Genomic DNA, 22,518 nt, shown 5'->3' with positions numbered 1-22,518 from the left:
CCTAGGGGTATGCTCGGGGTGTTGTCAGTGAACCGGTATGTCCCGGCCGTTGCCTGTCTCGGCCCTACAGCTGTTCAACCACATCACCTGTCGCCTCCCCTTATAAGAAGAATGGAAGATGAGATGTGCGGAACTGAAGCACGTGAACAACTGCCCCTGATTTCCTCCCCTGCTTCCGGCTGCGGCTGCTGCTTCAACGAAACAGACGGACCGGCCCCAACGACTTCCGGCGGCGCGGCATACGCTCTGGAGGGACTGACCTGCGGGCACTGCGTTAAAACAGTGGAGAAGGCTGTCGGCACCGTGAACGGGGTGACCGCAGCGTCGGTTGATCTCGTGCCGGGTGGCCGGTCCCGCCTGGTTGTCCAGGGCACAGCCTCGGCCTCGGCAGTCCACGACGCCGTCGCCTCTGCGGGATACACCTTGGCCGGCAGCTGATCCGGGCGCCGCCGCATACGGGTTTTCGGCCCATGGCCGGTACCGGTGTTAAGGACTCCTCCGCGCTGCCCCGGGGGCCACACGGGCCGCCAGCGGGTAGCCTTTAAAAGCAGACCGTGTGGAAAGGAGGAAATGGGATGACCGCAACAAGCCAACGCCGCGTCGCGGCTTTCCTCCACCCCGCGGGGCTCCTTGCCGTAGTCCTGGCCGTCATCGCCGGAATTCTCGGCATGCATGTCATGACTGGTAACCACTCCGTGCATGCACCGGCCGCCGCCACGGCGGGCCCGGCAACACAAACAGCCCAGCCGGGTCACTTCAACTCTTTCAGCGGCCATTCAGGGCTCTTAACGGCCCCCGAAGCCGGCGTCCACGCTCCTTCCGTCGCGGCGGCGCAGTGCCCGGACCCGGCGGGCTGCCCGGACATGCAGGCCATGGCCCCGGGGTGCATCCCGGCGGCGAATACCGTATCCCTGGCTGCCCCGCTGCCAGGGACCGCGGTCCTCACGGTCGATAATAAGACGGGCCCGTTCCTGGCACGCGCCGCCGGGTGGTCCTATCTTCCCGGGAGCCCTTCGCCCGGTCAGCTCTGCATCAGCAGGACGTAGAAAATGGCCGCCGGATTCATGCCCGGCCGCTTCACGCCTTTCGCCTGAGCGGCCCATCCCCCGCCATGCCGGGACACCAAACTCTCCGCCGGCGCCCCAGCGCCCCCTGTTACCTTGAAGGACCTGATTTTCCATGAAGAATACATTTCTTGCCGTTTCCGCCACTGCCCTCGCTTCCGTGCTCGCCCTCGCCGGCTGCGCCTCCGGAACCGGCACCTCCGGCAGCACCACACCGGCCACCAGCTCCGCCAGCAGCATGCCCGGCATGAACCAGGGCCCGGGAATGATGTCCAGCAGCGCCCCGACCGCCTCAGCTGAACACAACGCCGCCGACACCATGTTCGTCCAGGGCATGATCCCGCACCACACCCAGGCCGTGGAAATGAGCGACATGATGCTCGCCAAGAAAGACATCCCGGCTCCCATCACGGCCCTTGCGACAAAAATCAAGGCCGCCCAGGGACCGGAGATCACCACCATGACCGGCTGGCTCAAGGACTGGAACGAAGCACCCACGATGTCCCCCGGCCACGGCATGGGCGAAGGGATGATGGGCGATAATGACCTGAAGAAGCTCGAAACCGCCCAAGGCACCGAAGCGTCCAAACTCTTCCTGACCCAGATGATCGCCCACCACCAGGGCGCGATCATGATGGCCAAAACCGAAACCACGCAAGGCAAGAACCCCGATGCGCTCCGGCTCAGCAAAGACATCGCCACCTCCCAGGAATCGGAAATCCAGGAAATGCAGCAACTGCTGGCCACCCTCTAACCAGCCCCGCCCGCAGGCGCCGGCCCCCTCCAGGGGCCGGCGCCACCTTCCTGCCCCCTCCCCACTTTGGAGTCACCGTGGCCTTCGCCTTCATCCTCCGCCGCCCCGCCGCGACCATAACGTGTGCCGCTGCTGCCCTCGTTCTGGCCCTCTCAGCCTGCAGCCCGGCACCCACCGCACCTCCACAAACCGGCAACGACCTGCCCGACGCCCACATTCACGGGTTGAACGTCAACGGCGAAACCGGCCAGGTGCTTCTGGCCACGCACAAGGGCCTCTACGACATGTCCGCAAACCCGGCCGTCCGAGTCGGTCCCGAGAACGACCTCATGGGATTCGCGTCCGCCAAAGACCCCGGCGTGTTCTTCGCCTCCGGCCACCCGGGCCCCGGATCATCCCTCCCGAACCCGCTCGGGCTGATCAAAAGCAGCGACGGCGGCAGGACCTGGGAACAACTCTCCCGGCAGCGCGAATCGGACTTCCACGCCCTCACCACCACCAAATCCGGGATCGTCGCCTTCGACGGCGCACTGCAGACCAGCCCGGACGGAAAAACCTGGCAGACCGCCACAGCCGGGTTCCAGCCCGCCACCCTCGCCGGGAACCCCTACTCAGACACTGTCCTGGCCACCACGGCCGACGGCGTGCAACGCTCGACCGACGGCGGCCGCACCTGGGCACTGACCACATCCTCTCCCGTGATCCAATTCGCTGCTTTCGCCGACGCACAAGAGGCTTTCGGGGTTGAACCCGGCGGCGCCGTCCACTACTCCCCCGACGGCGGCGCCACCTGGACCCGCCAAGGCCAGGTCAGCGCGGACGTACAGGCAATCGCCGCAACGAAAGGCCCCGACGGCAAGACGGCCCTCTGGGCCGCGAGCCCCACCGCGCTCTGGGTCTCCACTGACGGCGGCGCCACCTTCCATCCAGCCAATGCCTCCTGAGCGGACCACCACTGCCACCCGACCCGCTCGTCGCCGACCAGGAAGCCCGCCGGGGTCGTCAGCCCGCGCCCGGCCAAGCCGTCCTGGATCTCACCTCCGGATAGGGAGAATGGAACCATGGAATTCAACCGTCTGCTGCAGATTCGGCGCATTTACGCGCAAGGTGCCGCGCTCGAGCTTCCCCGAGGCAGGGAGATCCTCGCGCGCTGGCCGGATGCCGACGTGGTGCTTGTCGACAATCACTGGAACATCCCTGAGGTGCACGGCGATGAAACCAACGTGCCGCGCTGGTCCCGCATCAAGACGGAAGCGTTGATTCTGGGGGTCAAGAAGGCGCTGACCGTCAAGCCCAACGGCAGGTCCGCGGACTTCATTGCGCCTTCCACCGCCAACGGATGCGCCATGGCGTGCGCCTACTGCTACGTGCCCCGGCACAAGGGGTACAGCAACCCAGTAACCGTGTTTGCGAACATCGACCAGATTGCCCGTGCGCTCGAACGGCACGCCACACGCCAGGGCATGAAGCTGGAGCCGAACCAGTGCGACCCCGAACTTTGGGTCTACGACATCGGCGAGAACAGCGACTGCTCCGTCGACGCGCTGATCAGCGACAACGTGGAAGATCTGGTCGTGCTCTTCCGCGACCTGCCCACCGCGAAGCTGTCCTTCGCCACCAAGTACGTGAACCGGGCGATGCTCGGCTGGGACCATGGCGGGCATACCAGGATCCGCTTTTCCCTGATGCCTGCGGATTTGGCGAAGTCCATTGACGTCCGGACCTCGCCCGTCGCTGAACGCATGGCTGCTATTAACGACTTCGTCGACGCCGGGTACGAGGTGCATGTGAACTTCTCCCCCGTCATCATCACGGACACCTGGCTCAACGACTGGGAGCAGTTGCTCCGTCAGCTTGATGCCACCCTGACGGCCGCCGCGAAAGCGCAGCTCGCGGCGGAAGTCATCTTCCTGACCCACAACGAGCGGCTCCACGAGGTCAATCTGGGGTGGCACCCACAGGCCGAAAACGTGCTGTGGCGTCCGGAGCTCCAGGAATCCAAGGTCTCCTCCAACGGTTTTACCAACGTCCGCTACCGTTCGGGCGCCAAGGCGGGCTACGTGCGCCAACTGACTGCGCTAATTGAGGACATCGCGCCATACTGTCGCATCCGCTACGCGTTCTGAGGCGCGCGGGTTGCCGGCGGCACCCCGCCTGGTCGTGAAGAAGAGACGTGCAACGCCACCAGTGCCGCGTCTGACATCCTCTGGTTTCTGACGATGAACTTCACGGCAGTATTCCCCAGGAGCAAGTCTTGCTCGGTGAGACCGTCGCCCGCTTCTTCGTTCCCGAGGCGTGCAGCGGAACCACTACGGGCGTTGGCTTGGCCAGCTTGTTGGCACGCGGTAGCGTTCTTCGGGTGAAGGAGGAAGCTGAAGAACTTGCAGGCGGAAACGCCTCAGGGAGTGTCCTTCGTGTTGGCGATACGGTGCGCAAACCGTGGCTGGAGAACTCTGCCGCCGTCCAGAAGTACTTGAGAGTCCTCCAAGTAGCCGGCCTCGACGTTCCCAAACCCCTCGGCAGAGATCACGCTGGGCGGCATGTCACCGAGTACGTCGAGGGTGTCTCCGCGCTTGACCAGTTGCCCCTCGGAAAGCATGACCTCCTGCGGGTCGGCCGCCTGATTCGTCAGATTCACGATGCCAGCGAAGGATTTGAACTCCCAGATACGACCGGATGGAACGTTTTGCTTCCTGCCGAGAATCCGAACCTGATGTGCCACAACGACCTCGCTCCCTGGAACTTCATTATGGGAGAACGGTGGGTGTTTATCGATTGGGACGCGGCGGGCCCGAGTACGCGCCTATGGGACCTCGCATATGCAGCGCAGTCCTTTGGAATGCTCTTTGAGGGCCAACCGGTTCCAGAGGCCGCTGCCAGGCTCCGCGCTGTTGTCGACGGTTATGGGCCCGACGAGATCCTACGGGAAGCGTTGCCCGAGGCCTTGGGAAAGAGGACGGCGGCCATGCACGGGCTGCTGAAGTCCTCTCATGAAACCGGAGTCCAGCCTTGGGCCGACATGTACGTCAACGGACACGGCGCGCACTGGCACACTGCGGCTGACTATGTCCTACGCAATCACGACGCCTGGAAACAGGCCCTGACCTAGATTGCGGCTGGCCTGCATGGACACAAGGATCGTCTACCGGGCGCAGTCGGCAAGCGACGCGCCAACGCATGGCGTGAACAAGAAACCGGGCAGTCCCGATCGTGATGTCCCACACTGGACTGTGAGAATGGGTGACTAGTCTGGGGGCGAAGATCAGGTGACGACGATTGGTGCTGACAAAAGGGGCCCTAGCAACTGGGCTGGCGTGGGTCGCTCATACTCACAGAGTTTTGCGCATTTGTGCGCTGGGGCGATTGTGCCGTTGCTGGACGCGACAGAAGCCTTGGTTGGCGGATTTGCGGGGCGTCCTCTGGCGGATGTTGGCTGCGGAACCGGGAACCTCACGGCCCTAGCCACCAGCCGCGGTGCAGAGGTGACCGGCATCGATCCTGACGTTGAGATGCTCGCCCTAGCGCGTGCAGCGGCACCTCAGGCAGAGCTGCTCCGGGGCGGGGTACCGAATTTGCCCTTCGCACCAGATACTTTTGACGCAGTTATGGCCAACTTCGTCGTCAATCACGTGGGCAATCCCCGCGCCGCCGTGGCTGATCTCAAGCGTGTCTGTCGACCGCGGGGAGTCGTCGCTGTGACGATATGGCCCTCTGAACTCTCTGCCATAAACAGGCTGTGGTCAGATGTGGTGGAAGCCAGCGGGGCAACCGTGCCCGGCCAGCAAAAACTCCCAGCCGATATGGACTTTGACCGCACGGAGCAGGGGTTGAATGAACTGCTCGCCGGGGCCGGCCTGGACGCGGTGGAGACGAAGACTCTTGCCTGGGATTTCACTGTCGATGCTGAGGACCTGTGGGCAGGCCCGGCAGGCGGCGTGGGTGGAATCGGCAAAATCGTAACCAGTCAGACGCCATCGATGCAGTCCGCAATGCGGCATGAATACTTGCGCCTAGTCTCGCCCATGCTGAGAAATGGAAAAGTGGTTTTACCTGCCGTTGCTCTGCTCGGGATTGGGCAAACCCGGCAGCCAGATCTTCCCGATGCCAGCTACTAGCCATCCTCGTCGTGTCCGGCGATATGAAGAAGTTCATGAGATCACTGGCCGCTGACATTCTCGACGCCGCCGGTCCCGGGCGCCGCATGGTGGCAATCGACGGCGTTGATGGCAGTGGCAAGACATCCTTCGCCGCCAAGCTGGTACTCGCGATCCAGGACCGCCCCGTAATAGTCATCCATGCCGACGACTATCTGAACCCCTCGCCCGTGAGGCACGCCAAGGGACGTGCTTCGCCAGAAGGGTTCTGGGAGGACACCTACAACTGCGCGGCCCTGCAGGACCAGTTACTCGCACCGCTCGGCCCAACGGGGGACGGCTGGTACTCGCCGGCATCCTATGACGCAGTGACCGACCGAATCGTGCACGTGGAGCCCGTTCACGCTCCATCAGATGCGCTGGTTGTTGTGGAAGGCATGTTCCTGCACCGTGATGAACTTGCCTCCTACTGGGACGCGTCCGTTTTCCTGGACGTTCCGTTCACCGAGACCGCAGCGCGAATGGCGGTCCGGAACGGCAGCAATCCCGACCCGGAGCACCCAACAATGCGCCGGTATGTCGGAGGACAGCGCCTCTACTTCGACGCTGCACGGCCCTGGGAACGTGCCACGCTCGTCGTGGACAACTCGGATTTCACGGCACCGAAAGTCATCCGCCCCGACATGGTTGCAACGACCGGTTGAGCCCGCCGATCCTTTACCGGGCGCTTGGCGCGCCAAGTCCTAGATGGCCGTCTGCTGGAGTGCAGCTGGGATATACGACAGCGTGTTGAACAGAGCCCAGGTTGATCTGATTCAACGAGACATGTCCAGCTCCCACGGCGAAAACGGCAAGAACCCCGGTAAAGGCTCCCTTGCTGAGATGGTAGTGGTTGAGGTGGCCGGGATGCCTCAGCTATTAAACCGGCGGCTGGCGGCTGGCCGGGACGCCCAACGGGTAGCCATCATGGGGTGGGGTTAGGGTGCGCCTGATTGTTCGGTGTCGGCCCAGTAACGCCGTTTGCCGTTGCGGGAGTCCTCGTAGACGCCGCCATTCTTTTCGATAGCCGCACGGGAGCCGAGGTTGTCCTCATCGCAGGTGACCAGAACCCGGGAGATACCAAGTTCTTTGGCCAACAGCAGGGCATCGGCCAGTGCCTTCGAGGCGTGACCGCGGCGCCGTGCCGACGGCCGCACACTGTAGCCGATGTGCCCACCCTCGTTGAGGAGGAAGTCGTTCAACTCGTGCCTGATGGCCAGGGAGCCCAGGAACGTGTCGCCGTCCATGATCCACAAGTACGTGCACGGAACGTACCCTGGGTTCCGGGGGCTCTCCGGCAACGCGTCGTCGACAAGGGTTTCGACGAAGCGGCGGAATGATCGAAGGTCCCGGAGCTCTTCCAGAGGCCGGTCTTCACCACCGCCGCCGTCCCTGTGGGCGCCGTCGAACTCTGCGGAGCCTTCCAGCCAAGAGGAGTGGTACCTTGCGTCCGGAGCGATAAGGCGGGCCATCACACGATCGTAACGCTGAAAGTCACCGAATGCGGCCAGCTGAAAGGCTGAAGTCCCGAGCGGAGCGTGGATGCGTACTCTCCGTCCTATTGGGCCGTTTCCGTGCAGATGGATTCGTTCTGGCCCGAGTCTGCCAGGGTGACGCCGGCGACCGATCAGTTCTCGCGAGGGAGCTCGTGCAAAACGACCCGGATGGTGTCGGGGCGGATTTCCATGACTTCCGCGTACGTGGCCGTCAGCGCAGTGAGCAGCTGACGCTTTTTTCGGTGGAGGACGGTGATGCGTTCAGAACCTGGATGAGCGACATCTTCTGATGCTCGCATTGTCGGCGAAGGATCAGGCTGGTGTCGAACCCGCAGGCTCCGCAAGTGCAGCGCGAAACAAGAGACGGAGAGCTGCCGAACCAGTAACAAACGGTGACCGGGAGAGGATCCTTGAGCGCGCATGGCTCTGACTGATCTTTTCCCTAAATCATCGTGGCGATGGCACCATCCCGGTGAGGCGGACTTTCCTGAGGCCATGTACGGACCAGCTAACCCGATGCGCCCAAATATGTTGTCAACCTTGACGCTGAGCCGCCGCCGCCACGACCAACCTCAGGGCCTCGACGTTTTCGGCCCCATAGAATCCCTGTATGACATCCAATCGAGGGCTCGCGCTCTTCAGGTTCTGGTTTGCCCTGCTTGGGCTTCTCGCCATACTTTTCCAGCTGACACACCTGCTCCAGAACGTTCCCGGGGCCTCCGCAGGGAACTTCTTCAGCTACTTCACCATCGAATCAAACATCATCGCGTTCATCACCCTGGCGATTGCTGGCGTGTACGCGTGGAAAGGCGAAAGCCCCCGCTGGCTTGAGCTCCTGCGCGGTGCTGCCACCATCTACATGACCATCACAGGGATCGTTTACAACCTTTTGCTAAGCAACATTGACGTCAACACTCCAATCCCCTGGATCAACGTCGTGCTGCACTACACCATCCCGACAATCATGGTGATCGACTGGCTTGTTGACCTTCCCAAAACCCGGGTTCCTGTCCACACATCGCTGGTTTGGCTCGCGTTCCCCCTGCTCTACCTGATCTACAGCCTGATCCGCGGTCCCATCGTTGACTGGTACCCCTACCCGTTCCTGGACCCCCGGGCCAGCGGTTACGGCACCGTCGCTGTCATGGCGCTGGCCATAGCGGCAGCAGCTTTCCTCTTCGCCCTCATAGCAGCGTTCTCCACGCGACTCCACATCGCCCCGACACCTGCGGCCACCGGCGAACCCCGTCGACCGGCCGCCAGCACCATCAACTAACAATCCGAGGGCTCCCTGAATTTGATCCTTGCCGACGCGATTAGCAAGGCACCCCAGCGGCTCGCATGGCAGCCCATACACCTCACCCGGCTCGACGACGTCTGCGCCAGCCTGGGCATCCGCCAATCCGTCGGACGCACCGGGGTGTGCCGGGACTGTCAGTCTGGTCTTGTCGAATCATCAGCCGTAGATTCGGCAGTCCTGGTCGTGGGGGCTTGACCCTCGTTGGGATAGACCCTTTGGTGTCTTTGCGTTGATCTGTCAGTCCCGCGGCCGGGCACGCAGTAAGCACTGCCGCCGGATCGGGCGTGACCTGTCAGGAGCCTGGAGCCAGCATTCGACAGCGTCCCCGTGACAGTGCTGTCCACCCGCCGGCGCCTGCACGTACCAAGACCCAGCTCGGCCCAGGAAGGCGGACTCGGGCCTTGGGCGGATAGATGTGGCCACTGGGCAGATTAGAAGCTCAGACCTACGCCTCCAGGGACTGCAGCATTGCCTGGACGAGGGATTCCTGCAGCCAGGTGGTGAAGTTGTACACCAGGGCCAGGTAACTCTCGACGTCCTCGGCCTGGGACCAGTCCTGCATGAGGTGAACGTGCCCGGCGTCCTCGTCGTCCCGGATGTCGAGGCGCTCGGCCAGCACCAGCCGGACATCGTTAAGCGCCATCGACCAGTGCCGCGCATCGGCGGCGGTCAGGACAAGCTCGTCCTTGTCCAGCCCCAGGGAAGCGGCTTTCAACGCGCCGATCTTGCTCTCCCGCAGGGACCGTTCGGTGTACCGGCGGAACTCCAGGGACGCTGCGTCGTCGGTCTTCGAGACGTTCGGCAGCAGCCGGCGCAGGGCCCGGTCCGACGGTTCGCGCGCCTCCGCGTCGAGTCCGACGAGCGCAGCCAAAGGGTCTTGATTGGCGCGTTCCTCCGGTTCCAGCATGGACACGACGTCGTCGAAGAGACTGCGCAACAGTTCCCGCTCGGGCGGCTCCAGGTAACCGGTGATGCCTTTGATGCCGAATTTAAATGCCTTAGCCACGTTTTCCTTTGCCCTTGCCTGATCCGGCGCCGCCGGAGCCGCCGGTGGCTTTTTCCACGGTGGCCCAAAGACCGTACCCGTGCATGGCGACCGCGTGCTGCTCCACCTGCTCCTTGCTGCCGTGCGCCACAATGGAGCGGCCCTTCTTATGGACTTCGATCATGAGCTTGTTGGCTTTCGCCTCCGAATAGCCGAAGTAGCTGCGGAACACGTAGCTCACGTAGCTCATCAGGTTCACCGGATCGTTCCAGATCACGAGGTTCCAAGGGATGTCCGGGGCGGTCAGGGCATCGGTGGATGTCACTGTTCCGGTCTGGGTGCTCTCCTGGGTGTCAGGGCCGAGCGCAACGCTGAGGGTCATCTGTCCATTCTATGGGGATGCGCACTAGAGTGAATTTGTGAGTTCATCAGCTGGGCGGGACCGTCCCCGCACGTCCCTGTACACCGACCATTACGAGCTGACCATGCTGCAGGCCGCGTTGCATTCCGGCGCCGCCCACCGCAAGTCAGTGTTTGAGGCCTTCGCCCGGCGACTGCCAGACGGGCGCCGGTACGGCATTGTGGGAGGCACAGGCCGGCTGCTGGAAGGCGTCGCGGACTTCCGCTTCGGCGACGAGGACATCGATTTCCTTCGCCGCACCAACGTGGTCAATGAGGAGACGCTGGAGTACCTGGCCGGTTTCTCCTTCTCCGGCGACATCTGGGGCTACGCGGAGGGCGAGGCGTACTTCCCCAATTCACCCATCCTGATCGTCGAATCAACGTTCGCCGAGGCCTGCATCCTGGAGACGTACGTTCTCTCGGTCCTCAACCATGACAGCGCCATCGCCTCGGCAGCATCACGCATGATCACCGCGGCCGGCAGCCGCCCCTGCGTGGAGATGGGCTCGCGCCGCACGCAGGAGGAATCCGCGGTCTCGGCCGCCCGGGCAGCCATCATCGCCGGTTTCGACAGCACCTCCAACCTGCAGGCCGGCCTGCGCTACGGGCTCAAAACCGTCGGCACCGCCGCGCATTCCTTCACCCTTTTGCACGACACCGAGCGCGAGGCTTTCCAGGCGCAGATCGCCTCAATGGGGGCCGGCACGGCACTGCTGGTGGACACGTATGACGTCGAGTCGGCGGTGCGCACCGCCGTCGACCTGGCCGGCGACAAGCTCGGCGCCGTGCGCCTGGACTCCGGCGATCTCGTGGCGCAGGCGCAATGGGTGCGCCAGCTCCTGGACGACCTCGGCAACGAACGGACCCGCATCATCGTCACCTCTGATCTGGACGAGTTCGCGATCGCCGCCCTGCAGTCCGCTCCTGTGGACTCCTACGGCGTCGGCACCTCGCTGGTGACCGGCTCCGGCGCTCCGACGGCCAGCATGGTTTACAAGCTGGTCAGCCGCACCGACGACGCCGGCAACTTCGTTCCGGTGGCCAAGGCCGCGAAGAACAAGACCAGCAAGGGAGGGCGCAAGTACGCCCTGCGCAAGCTCAACGAGCGCGGCACCGCTACTCAGGAGATCGTCGGCATCGGGCACCGCCCGGACGACGACGGCAACGACCGGCCCCTCCTGCAGCAGTTCATCAAGAACGGCGAACTGCTTCCCGGCTGGACCGGGCCCGAAGGCGTGGTCCGTGCACGTCAGCGCCACGCCGATTCCATGAGGGAACTCCCCTCCGTCGTCAACCGGCTGCAGCGCGGCGAAGCGGCCATCCCCACCATTTACGAGGAGAACTGATGTCCCGCGCCCTGATCATCGTTGACGTCCAGAACGACTTCTGCGAAGGAGGCGCCCTGGCCGTCACCGGCGGGGCGGAGCTGGCCGGCGCCATCAGCGAGTACGTCGACGCCCACCATGGAGAGTTTGACCATGTGGTGGCCACCCAGGACTGGCATATTGATCCGGGAGCGCATTTCTCGGACGACCCCGACTACGTCGACAGCTGGCCAAAGCACTGCGTCGCCGGAACACGCGGGGCCGAGCTTCACCGGGACCTCGACACGGAATACATCCAGGCCTACTTCCGCAAAGGCCAGTTCACCGCCGCCTACTCCGGTTTTGAGGGGCTGCTGGCACCGGACGACGCCGTCCCCACCGGGGAACGGAAGCCCGGAGCCATGCCGGCATCCGCGGGTTCTTCCGAGACCACCGGCGGCGCCGCGGACGGAGGCCTCGCAGCCGGCGACTTCGCCGGGGGCGAGGACGCCATCGGACTCGACGACTGGCTCCAGAGCCATGACGTCGAGGACGTCGTGGTGGTCGGGATCGCCACCGACCACTGCGTGAAGGCAACAGCGCTGGACGGGGTCCAGGCGGGATACTCCGTCACCGTGGTGCGGGACCTCACCGTGGGGATTGCCGACGACCTTGACGATGCCGTTGCCGAGATGGAACTCGGCGGGGTCGATGTCATTTGAGCCGGAAAACGCCGCCCTCGAAGTAGACTCGAAATCCTTGCCAATCGTCTGACCCGCAAAACCCCGGAGTACATCATGAAGAAGACCCTTACTGTCCTGATCGCTGCCGGGGCTCTGCTCGGCGCCGCCGGCTGCTCTGCCCCGCTGGACACCACCCAGGAATCCTGCGCACGGGTCCAGACGGTCGGCGCGGGGCCGGCGTCGAACTCCGACAAGGCGGGCATGATCCGCCTCGCCAACCGCATCCGGCCGATTGAGGCCTCAGCGTCCGAGGAGATGAGGGCTCCGCTGCAGTCGATCCTCGAGTATCTGGACGAAGCCGCGAAGGAGAACCCGGACTCCGCGAAGCTTGAGCAGCTCCAGGGTTCCTACACCGCCGCCGGGCAGACCCTCAGCGGGCTCTGCAGCACCGGACAGTAACCTCCCGGCACCGCCAGCAGTCAAAGAGAGGGCCGGGAATTCCCGGCCCTCTCTTTATTGCCTAACGTTCACGCGGGAGACTGTTACTTCCGTCCGATGAACCAGTCCTGGAGCTTCCGCAACCTGGTCTGCAGCTGATCCTCATTGGCCTGCGCCACGGCAGGGCCGCCGCAGACCGTCCTGAGCTTGGTATGGATGACGCCGTGCGGGGTCCCGGTGCGGGCGGACCATGCGGCGACGTTCTTTGCCAGTTCCGTGCGCAGGTCCATCAGCATGCGGTGGTCCGGCACGGCCGGGACCGCGTCGGCGGCACGCACGGCATCAGCCTGCGGGCCACGCGAGTTCTTGCGGTTGAGCTGCTCGTGCTGGCGTTGGCGCAGCAGTGTGCCCACCTGTTCGGCGTCGAGCAGGCCGGGAATTCCAAGGAAGTCCAGCTCATCCTCCGAGCCCACCTCGCCGCCGGTACCGAACTCGCCGCCGTCGAACAGCACGCGGTCGAAGGAGGCCTGCGAGTCCAGGGCCTCGAATTTGCCCTTGGTCAGGGAATCGGAGGCCTTCTCCTCGCGGTTCGCCTCGTCCATCAGCGAGTCTTCCGGGTTGAAGAGGCCGTCACCGTCTTCTTTCTCCGGGCGGTCCAGTGCGTGATCACGCTCGGCTTCCATGGAGTTCGCGAGCGCCATGAGCTGCGGCACGGACGGCAGGAACACCGATGCCGTTTCGCCGCGTTTCCGGGCGCGGACGAAACGCCCGACAGCCTGTGCGAAGAACAACGGTGTGGCCGTCGAGGTCGCGTACACGCCGACAGAGAGCCGCGGAACGTCGACACCTTCGGAGACCATCCGCACGGCCACCATCCAGCGTTTCTCGCTCGCGGTGAACTCCTCAATCTTGCTGGAGGCCTTGGCGTCATCCGAGAGAATGACCGTGGGCGACTCGCCGGTGATCCGCTTCAGCTGCCCGGCGTAGGCGCGGGCGTCCTCGTGGTCGGTGGCGATGACCAGGCCGCCGGCGTCGGGAACGGTCCGGCGCACCTCGCTGAGGCGCTTGTCCGCCCCGGCGAGCACCGCAGGGATCCATTCCCCGGCGGGGTTCAAGGCGGTCCGCCAGGCCTGGGAGGTGATGTCCTTGGTGACGGCTGATTCCCCGAGGGAGGCCGCCATCTCCTCGCCGCCGCTGGTGCGCCAGCGCATCTGCCCGGAGTAGGCCATGAACATGACGGGCCGGACCACATGGTCCCGGAGCGCCTTGCCGTAACCGTACGTGTAGTCCGCCTTGGACCGCCGGATACCGTCGCGGTCTTCTGCGTACTCAACAAACGGAATCGGCGAGGTGTCGGAACGGAACGGCGTACCTGTCAGCGAGAGGCGGCGGGCTGCGGGCTCGAAGGCTTCGCGGAGGCCGTCGCCCCAGGACAACGCCTCGCCGCCGTGGTGGATTTCGTCCAGGATCACCAGCGTGCGTGCCGCCTCGGTTTTGGCCCGGTGCAGCATGGGCTTGCTCGCCACCTGCGCGTAAGTGACCGCGACGCCGATGAACCCGCGGCCGTGCTGGCCGTCGGCGTTCTTGAAGTTCGGGTCAATGGCGATGCCCACCCTGGCTGCGGCGTCGGCCCACTGCCGCTTCAGGTGGTCCGTGGGTGCCACGATGGTGACGCGGTTGACGATGTTGGCCTCGATCAACATGGACGCCACCCGCAGCGCGAAGGTCGTCTTGCCGGCCCCGGGGGTGGCGACGGCGAGGAAATCCTTGGGGTGGGAGCTGAAGTAGCTGTCGAGGGCCTCCTGCTGCCAGGCCCGAAGCTTCTGCGCGGTGCCCCAGGCTGCCCGCTCGGGATACGCGGGAGGCAGTACGGGACCGCCAAAGAGCGTCTCTGTCAATTGGGACCCCCCAGTGTGCGCACTGCAGCCGCTGCCGGAGAAACCCAATTAAACACAAAACACCAATCTTCGTCGGATGAACCGTCAGCAATCACCGGCGCCATCATGGGCCGGGCATCATGCGCCTGAACGGCAGGACTGCCTGCCGGCGGCGTGCTTGGGGAGCGGCGCGCCGTGTCCCAGGAGTGGGCTACTTGTCGCCGGAACCTTTGCCGCCGCTGCCGTCCGGGCGGAGGCCGTCATAGACCTCTTTACATTCGGGGCAGACGGGGAATTTCTTCGGGTCGCGGCCCGGTGTCCAGACCTTGCCGCACAGGGCGATGACGGGTTCGCCGGACAGGGCGGATTCCATGATCTTTTCCTTGCGCACATAGTGCGAGAAGCGTTCCCGGTCGCCGGGCTCAACTTCCTGGCGCAGTTCCTCGCGCTCGATCGTGGCCGTCGACGTCCCGGCTCCGGAGAGCTCGCGCATCGGGTCGTTTTCGAGGGGTTCGGTCATGGCGTTCATGAGTTCCATCTTAGCCGCTGGAGGGGGCGGTGTGGCGACGGCGTGGCGGCCGGACGGCGGCTGCAGCCTGCCTGGCCGGCCGGAACGGACGTTACAGGTCCTGCCATGACGGCTTGTTCTCATAGCTGTGGCGGTAGTAGTCGGCGAGCCGCAAGGACGACGCCGCCGCCTCATCCGCCAGGACCGTGGCATGCGGATGGAGTTGCAGCACAGACGCGGGGCAGATCGCGGCAACGGGTCCCTCCACCAGGTCGCGGACCGCCTGGGCTTTCTGCGCTCCGGTGGCGAGAAGGATCACATGCCGGGCTTCGAGGATGGTTCCGAGGCCCTGGGTGAGAACATGGTGGGGAACGTGGGACAGGCTGCCGAAAAACCGCGCATTGTCCCGGCGTGTCTGCTCCAGCAGGGTCTTGATCCGGGTCCGCGAGGCCAGGGAAGAACCGGGCTCGTTGAACGCGATGTGCCCGTCAGTGCCAACGCCCAGCAATTGCAGGTCGACTCCCCCGGCCTTGTGGAGGGTTTCCTCGTAGTCCCGGCAGGCGGCGGGGATGTCGGCTGCCGAGCCGTCGGGGCCGGTAACGTTCGACGGTTCGATGTTTACCCGCTCGGTGAATTCCCGCCTGATGACCTCCCGGCAGGACTCGGGATGGCCCGGCGGCAAACCCACATACTCATCGAGGACGAAAGCACGCACCCCGCTGAAGTCCAGCCTGTCCCGTTTGTACCGCAGCGCCAGTTCGTCGTAGACCGGCAGCGGCGAGGAACCGGTGGCCAGACCCAGGACGGCGCCGGGTTTTCGTATCAGCAGGGCCTGCACCGCGTCCGCCGCGAGGGCGGCAATTGGCCTGCTGCCGGCGAGAATGACGACTTCCATGGCGTGCCCTTACGGTTACTTGCGGCGCCTGCGGCTGCCCTTGCGGGTCCCGTGGCAGTGGGGTTAACGGTTGTTGCCTCCGACGTGCCCTTGGCGGGGGCTTAGTGGCAGGGTATCGCAGTCCCGGCTGCGGCGCGCCGTCAACGGTTGACGGCCAGCTGGGCCAGCAGTTCCGGCCCCCGCGCGTCGAGCCATTTTCCACCCAGCCGGATCCCGATGACGAACAACGCCAGCCCCAGGGCCGGGCCCAGGACCAGGTTGATCCAGCCGTAGGTGGCACTGCCGGTGGCGAATTGCGCCACCAACAGCACCGATTCGGGGAGCGTGAGCAGCAGGAGCACTCCCATGCCGCCAAACTGCACCGCCATGGTCTGCGCGACGTTGGCGGGCGGCTTCTTGAAGGGGCTGTCCCCGGGAAGCGGCACCGCCACGGTGTACCGCGCCGAGACCACGGAGGACAGTCCAACACCGCTGAACAGGACCCCGAGGGAGAGTCCGAGCACTCCGGGCAGGAGCGCCCAGTCCGCGCCGACGAGGTAGGGCAGGACGTTGAGCGCCAGCACCACCGGCAGGGCGATGAGCAGGCATGCCACGGCACGGCCGAGCCGGTCGTTGACCCCCCTCACTCCCGTCGAAAGGTGCAGTGCGAAGGCGGTGCTGTCGTAGGAGACGTCGGCTGAGATCGACCAGGCAAGCAGGAACGCTGTCAGCGGGCCGACGAGAAGGAGCATGCCGTAGGACCCGGTCTGGCTGGTCTGGAACAGCATCAGCACCGGCAGCAGCGGCACGATCACCAGGGAGCCCGCGTACCGGGGGTCCCGAAGCCAGTAGCTCAGGGACCGGGCCGCGACTGCGCCCGTTGGCGTCGCCGGGAACAACCCAAAAAAGCCCAGTCCGCCGGCCCGTTTCCTGGCCGTTCCGGCGTACGGCGGCGTGACAAGGGCCCGTTGGAGCAGTAGCTTCCAGCTCAGCACCAGCCCGGCGAGGGTGGCGGCGGCGATCAGGAGCTTTACCGCGGCCGCGCCGTAATTTCCCGTGGCGAGGTCACCGCCGAGCGCCCAGGCGGCCCCGGCCGGAGTCCAGGACAACGTCTCGGCAAGTCCGGGGAGGAAGTCCCCCGAGTTCGCGATGCCCTCGGAGATGCCTGCCAGGATGGGGCCCAGCAAAACCAGCGGAATCAGGAAGACAATTGCGCTGGCATCTTTGAACCGGCGGGAACCCGCCAGTCCGGCGGTGGCAGTGGTGACCACCTTGGACACCACGATGCAGGACAGCACCCCAAGGACCGCTCCGAGAAGTGCACCTCCCGCGCCGGGAAGATTCCGGGACCAGGTCCCCACAGTGCCCAACGCGACCAGCAGTGTGGCTGTGCCTGGAATTCCGATGAGCCCGCCAAGCGCCAGCCCGGTGAGCAGCGCCGGCATGGGTACGGCGAAGGTGGTGAACCGCGCAGGGTCCAGGGTCGAATCAGCGGCGGAGGCCGCGACCGGGACGACGGCCCACCCCAACAGTGCCGCAGCTCCGCCGAGGACCACCACGGTCTGCGCCAGGCCGGCGTCCGCCCCGCGGAGGACCAGCAGCCCCCAGATCCCGAGGGCTACCAGGCCCAGCGCATAGAGTGCACCGATGACAAGGCCGAACAGTTGCCAGGGGCTGCGCCGGACGCCATTGCGCAGCAGTGTCAGCTTGAGCTTCAGAAGGTGCGCAACCATTCCAGCCCCCCTGAATGGTTGCGCCCGCCGACCAGCTGGACGAAGCGGTCCTCGAGGGATTCGCCCGCGCGGACAGCGTCCACAGTCCCGGCCGCAAGGACGCGCCCGGCGGCGACCACAGCGACGTGGTCGCACATCCGCTGGACCAGGTCCATGACGTGGCTGGAAACGATGACGGTGCCCCCGGACGCCACGTACCGGTCCAGAATGTCGCGGATGTTGGCAGCGGAGACCGGATCCACAGACTCGAACGGCTCATCGAGGACCAGCAGCCGGGGCGCGTGGATCAATGCGGAGGCGAGGGCTATCTTCTTGGTCATGCCGGCGGAGTAGTCCACCACAAGAGTTCCGGCGTCGGGGCTGAGGTCCAGGGCGGCCAGCAACTCCTTGACCCGCTCGGCAACAACGTCCCGGCCCATTCCGCGCAACAGCCCGGCGTAGCTCACCAGTTGCTCGCCGGTCAGCCGGTCAAAGAGCCGGACACCGTCGGGCAGGATTCCCATCAGCTTTTTCGCCTCCAGCGGGTGCTGCCAGACGTCAACTCCGTGCACCAGCGCCGTGCCGAAATCGGGCCGCAGCAGTCCGGTGGCCATCGACAGTGTGGTGGTCTTGCCGGCCCCGTTCGGCCCGACGATCCCGTAGAAGGAACCGGCGGGCACGTCCAGGTTGATGCCGTCAACGGCGATCTTGGTGCCGAAGCGCTTGGCCAGCCCGCGAAGTGACAGTGCCGGCACCGGAGGGCCCGGCTGCTGGCCAGGGGTGTGCGGATGCGGTTGCTGAAAAGTCATGTCGATAGACTAACCGCCGCAGCCCCCTCAGCGGATCGTCCGGAAGGCGTATCCTCGTCCGTACCGTCCAAAACGCCAGACGCTCCGGAACGTCAAAATGAGTGCCGGGGAACTGCCCGTTCGTACTGCGGGGGCCAGGGAAGCTCGTGGCCGAGTTCGAACGCTGCCCGCAGCCACCAATGCGGATCGCGCAGGGCTGCCCGGGCGATGAAGACGCCGTCGGCCTGGCCGGTCGCGACGGCGTGTTCGGCCTGGCCGGCGGAGGTCAGAAGCCCCACGGTCCCGGTCCGGACCCCTGTTTCCCGCCGGATCCGGGCCGCGAAGCCGGTCTGGTAGCCGGGTCCTACCGGAATCTGCTGGTACTCCACGGCGCCGCCGCTGGAGACGTCCACGAGGTCGACGCCGTGTTCAGCGGCCGTCCTGGCCAGCCGAACCGACGCTTCCACGTCGATGCCGCCCTCGGCCCAATCGGACGCGGAGATCCGCAACAGCAAGGGCATGGAGTCGGGAATAACGTTGCGCACGGCATCGATCACAGCGAGGGTGAGCCGGTTCCGGCCGGCCTCGTCACCGCCCCACCGGTCCGTGCGGTCGTTGACGAGCGGGCTTTGGAACTGATGCAGGAGGTAGCCGTGGGCGCCATGGAGTTCGATCGTGTCGAAACCGGCCGAAACGGCCCGAACCGCGGCCGCGGCGAAGTCGGCAATCACTCCTTCGATCTCCTGTTCGGTCATGGCCGAGGGAGCCTCGTAGCCGTCGAAGGCTCCGGTTCCGGGTCCGACGGTGGGCCAGCCGCCGTCGTCGGCCGGGACGGTGCCCTTCTGTCCGGAGAACGGCCAGTAGGAGGATGCTTTCCGGCCGCCGTGCGCCAGTTGGGTGCCGATTTTCGCGTCCGCGGCACCGTGGCGGTGCACGAACGCGGTGATCCGTTCCCACGCTTCCGCTTGGCTGTCGTTGTACAGCCCGGCGTCCCGGGGACTGATCCGCCCGGCGGCGTTCACCGCTGCAGCTTCGGTGAGGATCAGGGCTGCTCCGCCGGTCGCGAAGGAACCCAGATGCATCAGATGCCAGTCAGTGGGAACGCCTTCGCCGGTGCCCGGATCGCAGCTGTACTGGCACATGGGAGACACCCAGCCGCGGTGCTGCAGGTGCAGGGAACGCAGTTCCAGCGGCGCGAAAAGGGCCGAGCCCACTAGAACAGCACCCGTGCGAGATTCTGCCGTGCTTTTGCAACGCGGTCATCACCGGTGCCGACGACGTCGAACAGTTCCAGCAGCCGTACCCGTGCCGTTTCCCGTTCCGGACCGAAATTCCTGCCGATGAACGCGACGATCCGCCCCAGGCCGTCCTCGACGTGGCCGCCGGCGACGTCCACGTCGGCCACGGCGAGCTGGGCTTCAAGGTTGTCCGGCTCGGTTGCGGCCTTCTGGCGCAAAGCGTCGGTGTCCGTTGCCGAGAGCGGCTGGAGCCGGCCCATCAGCTCCACCTGGGCAAGACCGGCCTTGGCGTCGGCGTCGGCCGGCATCTCCAAAAGGGCCTGGCGGTAGGCCTCCGCGGCTGCGGCGTAGTCACCCACCTCTATCGCGTCGAACGCTTTCTGGTGCAGGGGCGGGAGCGGCGGAGCCTCAGGCTCGGTGTCGCCTGGTCCGCCCGCACCGATCCGTCCGGTGACGCCGTTGGCGGAGGCAACCTTGAGCAGTTCATCGAGCAGGGTGCGGACCTGCGGCTCCTCGGCACCACCTTGGAAGAGCGGAACCGGCTGGCCCTTGACAAGGGCAACGGCGGTGGGCACGGCCTGGACCTGGAACGCCTGGGCGAGTTGGGGGAACGCCTCGACGTCCGCAGCGCCGAGAACCAGTTGCCCCGCGTAGCTGTCCACGATCCGTTCGAGGACATCCACCAGGTCGGCGGATCCCGGGGAATAGGCGGCCCACAGTGCAACAACCACCGGCACCTGGGCCGACAGCTCCACGAGTTCCTGAAAGTTCGCCTCGGTGATGTCCACCCGGAGCGGCCGGCCGGATTGCTCCGTCCCGCCGTCTCCACCGGCGGGCGCACCCGGCACCACGGGCGCACCCGGCACCACGGGCGCACCCGTTCCGGAAGGCGGTGCAGGACGCTGTTTCAGGGCGGAGAGGTCGACGGCGCCCCGCAGGTTCAGCGGGTTGGCAGCAGCTGGCGGGACGGGACGGGAAGCTGGCGAAGTCATGGTTCCACTCTAGCCACAACGCCCCGGGCCAATGCCACTCGACCCGGGGCCATTTGGTCCGGCCCCGGGTCAGAGGCCACAACAGGAAGGACCCGGCCTGGCCGGCCGGGTCCTTTCGGGTCGTGCAGTTTAGGTGGATTCGTGCAGTTCGTCGTTACTTGAAGTTGGCTCCCACAAGCCCCCGGGTGGCGGCCACGAGTTTCATCGGGTCCTGGGACCCGGCCGGCGGGATGTAGACGGCTACGGACTCGGCAAAGTTCAGGACCATGCCGGTACTTGTCTCCTTGCCGCCGGCGAGGGCCGCGGCGTCGTCACCGATCGTCAGCTTGTCACCGGCGGCCTTGGGGGTGCCGTCGAACCCAAAGTCGAGGCGGCCCAGGGCCAAGGCCCCGCCGTCGGCGGTCCGGAACACCACGAGGCTGTCCGGCCCGATCGTGTGGGCGAAGGAGAACGTGCCGTTGACCCCTGAGTTCACCACGTCCGTCTGGTAGGCCAGAGTGTCCGCAATGTACGGGGAGGACGCACCCTCGGCGAGCTTGTCCTTGAACGCGGAATCGGCTGATTTCAGCCGGTCGCCCAGCCCGGCGAGCGCTTCCTCGCCGCTGTACAACAGGCCGGTTTTATCCGAGGGTGCCAGCGTCCCGGTGCCGCCGCGGGTGATCTCCGGGAAAGTGGTGCCCGGCTGCAGCGGCGTGGCGAGGACCAGTTTGTAGTTCTCCCGCGGGGCGGTCTGGGTCAGGGTGAGCAGCTGGGGAACGACGTTGCCCTCGCCCTGCGTGACCGCCAAAACCGTGCGCGGCCAGGAGCGGTTGTCGGGGATAACGGTGGTGAGAAGCTTGGTGGCGCGGACCGGCATCCGGGCCTCGTAGGAGCCCACCTGGGAGCGGATCCTATAGTTCTGCGTGCGGACGTTGATCTCGGTCCCCGCCACGCGGGACGCCAGCTTGCCGGCGTCCTTGGCGGCGTCGCCGGCATCCACGGCACTCGCGACCTGCTCAAGGATGCGGCGGACCTGCGCATCGACCAGGACCGGGGAAGCGGGGCCCTGCCCGGCGGCTGCGGAAGAAGTGCTCGGCGACGGCGTCGGCGTTTGGCTGGCCTGCGCGGCAACACCGCTGCCGGCGAGTGCGGTGGCCGTCAGTACTGCGGCGACTGCACCGGTGCGCCGGCGGCGCTTGGCTGCGGAGACCGGTGCGGCGGCGAGCTGTTCGATGGTGTTCTTCGGCTCATCCGCTGCGGCGCCGGCCACGGGAGCCGTTCGTGCAGCCGCGGCGGTTTTCCCGCCCCTCCCGGCGCGTTTGCCGCCCTTGGGCTTGAACGCAAGGAGCGCCGCACCGACCAGGATCAGGAGGCCGCCAAGAACCATCAAAGGAATGGCCCACGGAGTGGACGTGTCGTTCGGGAAGGTCATGCTGATGGAACTGGGGGCGGGTTTGGTCCCATCTGCTGCCAGCAGCAAGGACCAGTCACCGTCCGCCGGCGGGGTCCAGTTGTACTTCAGCTCGCCATTGGCGTCTTCGGTCGTCACCCACAGATCCGAGCCGGCCGGCGAGGGCGCCGTGGCGTCGCCGTCGGTACGCGTCACCTGCAACGCCTTGCTGTCCTCGGAAACACCCGAGACAGTGTTGTGCGCAGTGTTCCCCACCCACGCTTGAACATCGTCCGGCCGGCCGGCCGCGAGCATAAAACTCCCCTCGCCCTTGACGTTGATGGTCACCGTGCCGTCGTGGAGAGTGCGGAGTTTCCCGTCAAACACGGTCAGCGGCGCATCGGTGCCGGCGGGTGCGCTGGCGGTGACGGTTTCCGGCGGAGCCCAAAAGGTCTTCTGGCCAATGCCGGCCAGCAGTGTCAGGAGGCCCAGCAGCAGTACTGCAACTGCAGTCTTGAAACGCAAAATATTACCTATCATCAGCGGACACTTAGCTTCAATGGTAACCAGTTTGTTACCACAGAGTCAGATCGGTCCGGTT

Annotated in this window: 24 protein-coding genes; 12 read left to right on the top strand and 12 right to left on the bottom strand. The window is 65.6% G+C overall.

What is annotated here, in order from left to right; translation table 11 throughout:
* The first annotated feature begins 123 nt into the window (after positions 1 to 123).
* From RCH15_RS09755 to RCH15_RS09720, 8 genes are all read left to right on the top strand, one after another.
* Positions 124 to 438 (top strand): heavy-metal-associated domain-containing protein, encoded by a 315-nt coding sequence (locus RCH15_RS09755; protein WP_326960421.1) that lies wholly within the window; start codon positions 124 to 126, stop codon positions 436 to 438.
* A gap of 137 nt (positions 439 to 575) precedes the next feature.
* Positions 576 to 1,046: a hypothetical protein gene (locus RCH15_RS09750; RefSeq protein ID WP_326960420.1), complete on the top strand. Its 471-nt coding sequence runs from the start codon at positions 576 to 578 to the stop codon at positions 1,044 to 1,046.
* Between the two features lie 133 nt (positions 1,047 to 1,179).
* A complete protein-coding gene (locus tag RCH15_RS09745) occupies positions 1,180 to 1,818 on the top strand; it encodes a DUF305 domain-containing protein (protein ID WP_326960419.1) in 639 nt (212 codons plus the stop codon).
* Positions 1,819 to 1,895: 77 nt separating this feature from the next.
* Positions 1,896 to 2,762 (top strand): F510_1955 family glycosylhydrolase, encoded by an 867-nt coding sequence (locus tag RCH15_RS09740; protein ID WP_326960418.1) that lies wholly within the window; start codon positions 1,896 to 1,898, stop codon positions 2,760 to 2,762.
* Positions 2,763 to 2,879: 117 nt separating this feature from the next.
* Entirely contained in the window at positions 2,880 to 3,944 is a 1,065-nt protein-coding gene (locus RCH15_RS09735; protein ID WP_326960417.1) for a spore photoproduct lyase family protein, read from the top strand.
* Positions 3,945 to 4,072: 128 nt separating this feature from the next.
* Positions 4,073 to 4,927 (top strand): phosphotransferase, encoded by an 855-nt coding sequence (locus RCH15_RS09730; RefSeq protein ID WP_326960416.1) that lies wholly within the window; start codon positions 4,073 to 4,075, stop codon positions 4,925 to 4,927.
* A 157-nt stretch (positions 4,928 to 5,084) separates the two neighbouring features.
* Positions 5,085 to 5,933, top strand: a complete 849-nt coding sequence (locus RCH15_RS09725) for a class I SAM-dependent methyltransferase (RefSeq protein WP_326960415.1) — start codon at positions 5,085 to 5,087, stop codon at positions 5,931 to 5,933.
* Between the two features lie 35 nt (positions 5,934 to 5,968).
* Positions 5,969 to 6,616: a uridine kinase gene (locus tag RCH15_RS09720; RefSeq protein WP_326960414.1), complete on the top strand. Its 648-nt coding sequence runs from the start codon at positions 5,969 to 5,971 to the stop codon at positions 6,614 to 6,616.
* Positions 6,617 to 6,889: 273 nt separating this feature from the next.
* Here RCH15_RS09720 and RCH15_RS09715 read toward each other — a convergent pair whose 3' ends face one another.
* Both RCH15_RS09715 and RCH15_RS19090 read right to left on the bottom strand, forming a co-directional pair.
* Positions 6,890 to 7,423 carry a GNAT family N-acetyltransferase gene (locus RCH15_RS09715; protein WP_326960413.1) on the bottom strand — a complete coding sequence of 178 codons (534 nt, stop codon included), beginning with the start codon at positions 7,421 to 7,423 and terminating at the stop codon, positions 6,890 to 6,892.
* Between the two features lie 155 nt (positions 7,424 to 7,578).
* Positions 7,579 to 7,638 carry a hypothetical protein gene (locus RCH15_RS19090; RefSeq protein ID WP_442784965.1) on the bottom strand — a complete coding sequence of 20 codons (60 nt, stop codon included), beginning with the start codon at positions 7,636 to 7,638 and terminating at the stop codon, positions 7,579 to 7,581.
* Between the two features lie 419 nt (positions 7,639 to 8,057).
* On the opposite strand from RCH15_RS19090, the gene RCH15_RS09705 reads away from it, so the two are divergent.
* Positions 8,058 to 8,723, top strand: a complete 666-nt coding sequence (locus tag RCH15_RS09705; protein ID WP_326960411.1) for a Pr6Pr family membrane protein — start codon at positions 8,058 to 8,060, stop codon at positions 8,721 to 8,723.
* Positions 8,724 to 9,192: 469 nt separating this feature from the next.
* Here RCH15_RS09705 and RCH15_RS09700 read toward each other — a convergent pair whose 3' ends face one another.
* Positions 9,193 to 9,753 (bottom strand): DUF2017 domain-containing protein, encoded by a 561-nt coding sequence (locus RCH15_RS09700; RefSeq protein ID WP_326960410.1) that lies wholly within the window; start codon positions 9,751 to 9,753, stop codon positions 9,193 to 9,195.
* Positions 9,746 to 10,114, bottom strand: coding sequence for an ATP-dependent Clp protease adapter ClpS (clpS, locus tag RCH15_RS09695; RefSeq protein ID WP_326960409.1), 369 nt, complete (start codon positions 10,112 to 10,114; stop codon positions 9,746 to 9,748). The genes RCH15_RS09700 and clpS overlap by 8 nt, the downstream gene beginning before the upstream one ends.
* Positions 10,115 to 10,151: 37 nt before the next feature.
* On the opposite strand from clpS, the gene RCH15_RS09690 reads away from it, so the two are divergent.
* From RCH15_RS09690 to RCH15_RS09680, 3 genes are all read left to right on the top strand, one after another.
* Positions 10,152 to 11,480 carry a nicotinate phosphoribosyltransferase gene (locus tag RCH15_RS09690; protein ID WP_326960408.1) on the top strand — a complete coding sequence of 443 codons (1,329 nt, stop codon included), beginning with the start codon at positions 10,152 to 10,154 and terminating at the stop codon, positions 11,478 to 11,480.
* Entirely contained in the window at positions 11,480 to 12,160 is a 681-nt protein-coding gene (locus tag RCH15_RS09685) for an isochorismatase family protein (protein ID WP_326960407.1), read from the top strand. Before RCH15_RS09690 ends, RCH15_RS09685 begins: the two co-directional genes overlap by 1 nt.
* A gap of 75 nt (positions 12,161 to 12,235) precedes the next feature.
* On the top strand, positions 12,236 to 12,580 hold the full coding sequence (locus RCH15_RS09680; protein WP_326960406.1) for a hypothetical protein: 345 nt from the start codon (positions 12,236 to 12,238) through the stop codon (positions 12,578 to 12,580).
* Positions 12,581 to 12,663: 83 nt separating this feature from the next.
* Here RCH15_RS09680 and RCH15_RS09675 read toward each other — a convergent pair whose 3' ends face one another.
* The 8 genes from RCH15_RS09675 to RCH15_RS09640 form a co-directional block, all read right to left on the bottom strand.
* Positions 12,664 to 14,457, bottom strand: a complete 1,794-nt coding sequence (locus tag RCH15_RS09675; RefSeq protein ID WP_326960405.1) for a DEAD/DEAH box helicase — start codon at positions 14,455 to 14,457, stop codon at positions 12,664 to 12,666.
* 190 nt (positions 14,458 to 14,647) lie between these two features.
* Positions 14,648 to 14,956: a DUF3039 domain-containing protein gene (locus RCH15_RS09670; protein WP_326962279.1), complete on the bottom strand. Its 309-nt coding sequence runs from the start codon at positions 14,954 to 14,956 to the stop codon at positions 14,648 to 14,650.
* 100 nt (positions 14,957 to 15,056) lie between these two features.
* The gene (nagB, locus tag RCH15_RS09665; protein ID WP_326960403.1) at positions 15,057 to 15,839 is read right to left on the bottom strand and encodes a glucosamine-6-phosphate deaminase; all 783 of its coding nucleotides are present in this window, start codon (positions 15,837 to 15,839) and stop codon (positions 15,057 to 15,059) included.
* A gap of 140 nt (positions 15,840 to 15,979) precedes the next feature.
* Positions 15,980 to 17,551, bottom strand: coding sequence for a transporter (locus tag RCH15_RS09660; RefSeq protein ID WP_326960402.1), 1,572 nt, complete (start codon positions 17,549 to 17,551; stop codon positions 15,980 to 15,982).
* Positions 17,533 to 18,339: an ABC transporter ATP-binding protein gene (locus tag RCH15_RS09655; protein ID WP_326960401.1), complete on the bottom strand. Its 807-nt coding sequence runs from the start codon at positions 18,337 to 18,339 to the stop codon at positions 17,533 to 17,535. The genes RCH15_RS09660 and RCH15_RS09655 overlap by 19 nt, the downstream gene beginning before the upstream one ends.
* Positions 18,340 to 18,431: 92 nt before the next feature.
* Positions 18,432 to 19,532, bottom strand: a complete 1,101-nt coding sequence (locus RCH15_RS09650; RefSeq protein WP_326960400.1) for an NADH:flavin oxidoreductase/NADH oxidase — start codon at positions 19,530 to 19,532, stop codon at positions 18,432 to 18,434.
* Complete coding sequence (locus tag RCH15_RS09645) at positions 19,532 to 20,548, bottom strand: tetratricopeptide repeat protein (RefSeq protein ID WP_326960399.1); 1,017 nt, start codon at positions 20,546 to 20,548, stop codon at positions 19,532 to 19,534. Before RCH15_RS09645 ends, RCH15_RS09650 begins: the two co-directional genes overlap by 1 nt.
* A 154-nt stretch (positions 20,549 to 20,702) precedes the next feature.
* Complete coding sequence (locus RCH15_RS09640) at positions 20,703 to 22,457, bottom strand: hypothetical protein (protein WP_326960398.1); 1,755 nt, start codon at positions 22,455 to 22,457, stop codon at positions 20,703 to 20,705.
* Between the last annotated feature and the right edge of the window lie 61 nt (positions 22,458 to 22,518).

It is taken from the genome of Arthrobacter sp. MP_M4, assembly GCF_035984855.1.
GTDB lineage: Bacteria > Actinomycetota > Actinomycetes > Actinomycetales > Micrococcaceae > Arthrobacter.
This window is presented reverse-complemented; position numbering and strand designations above follow the sequence as displayed.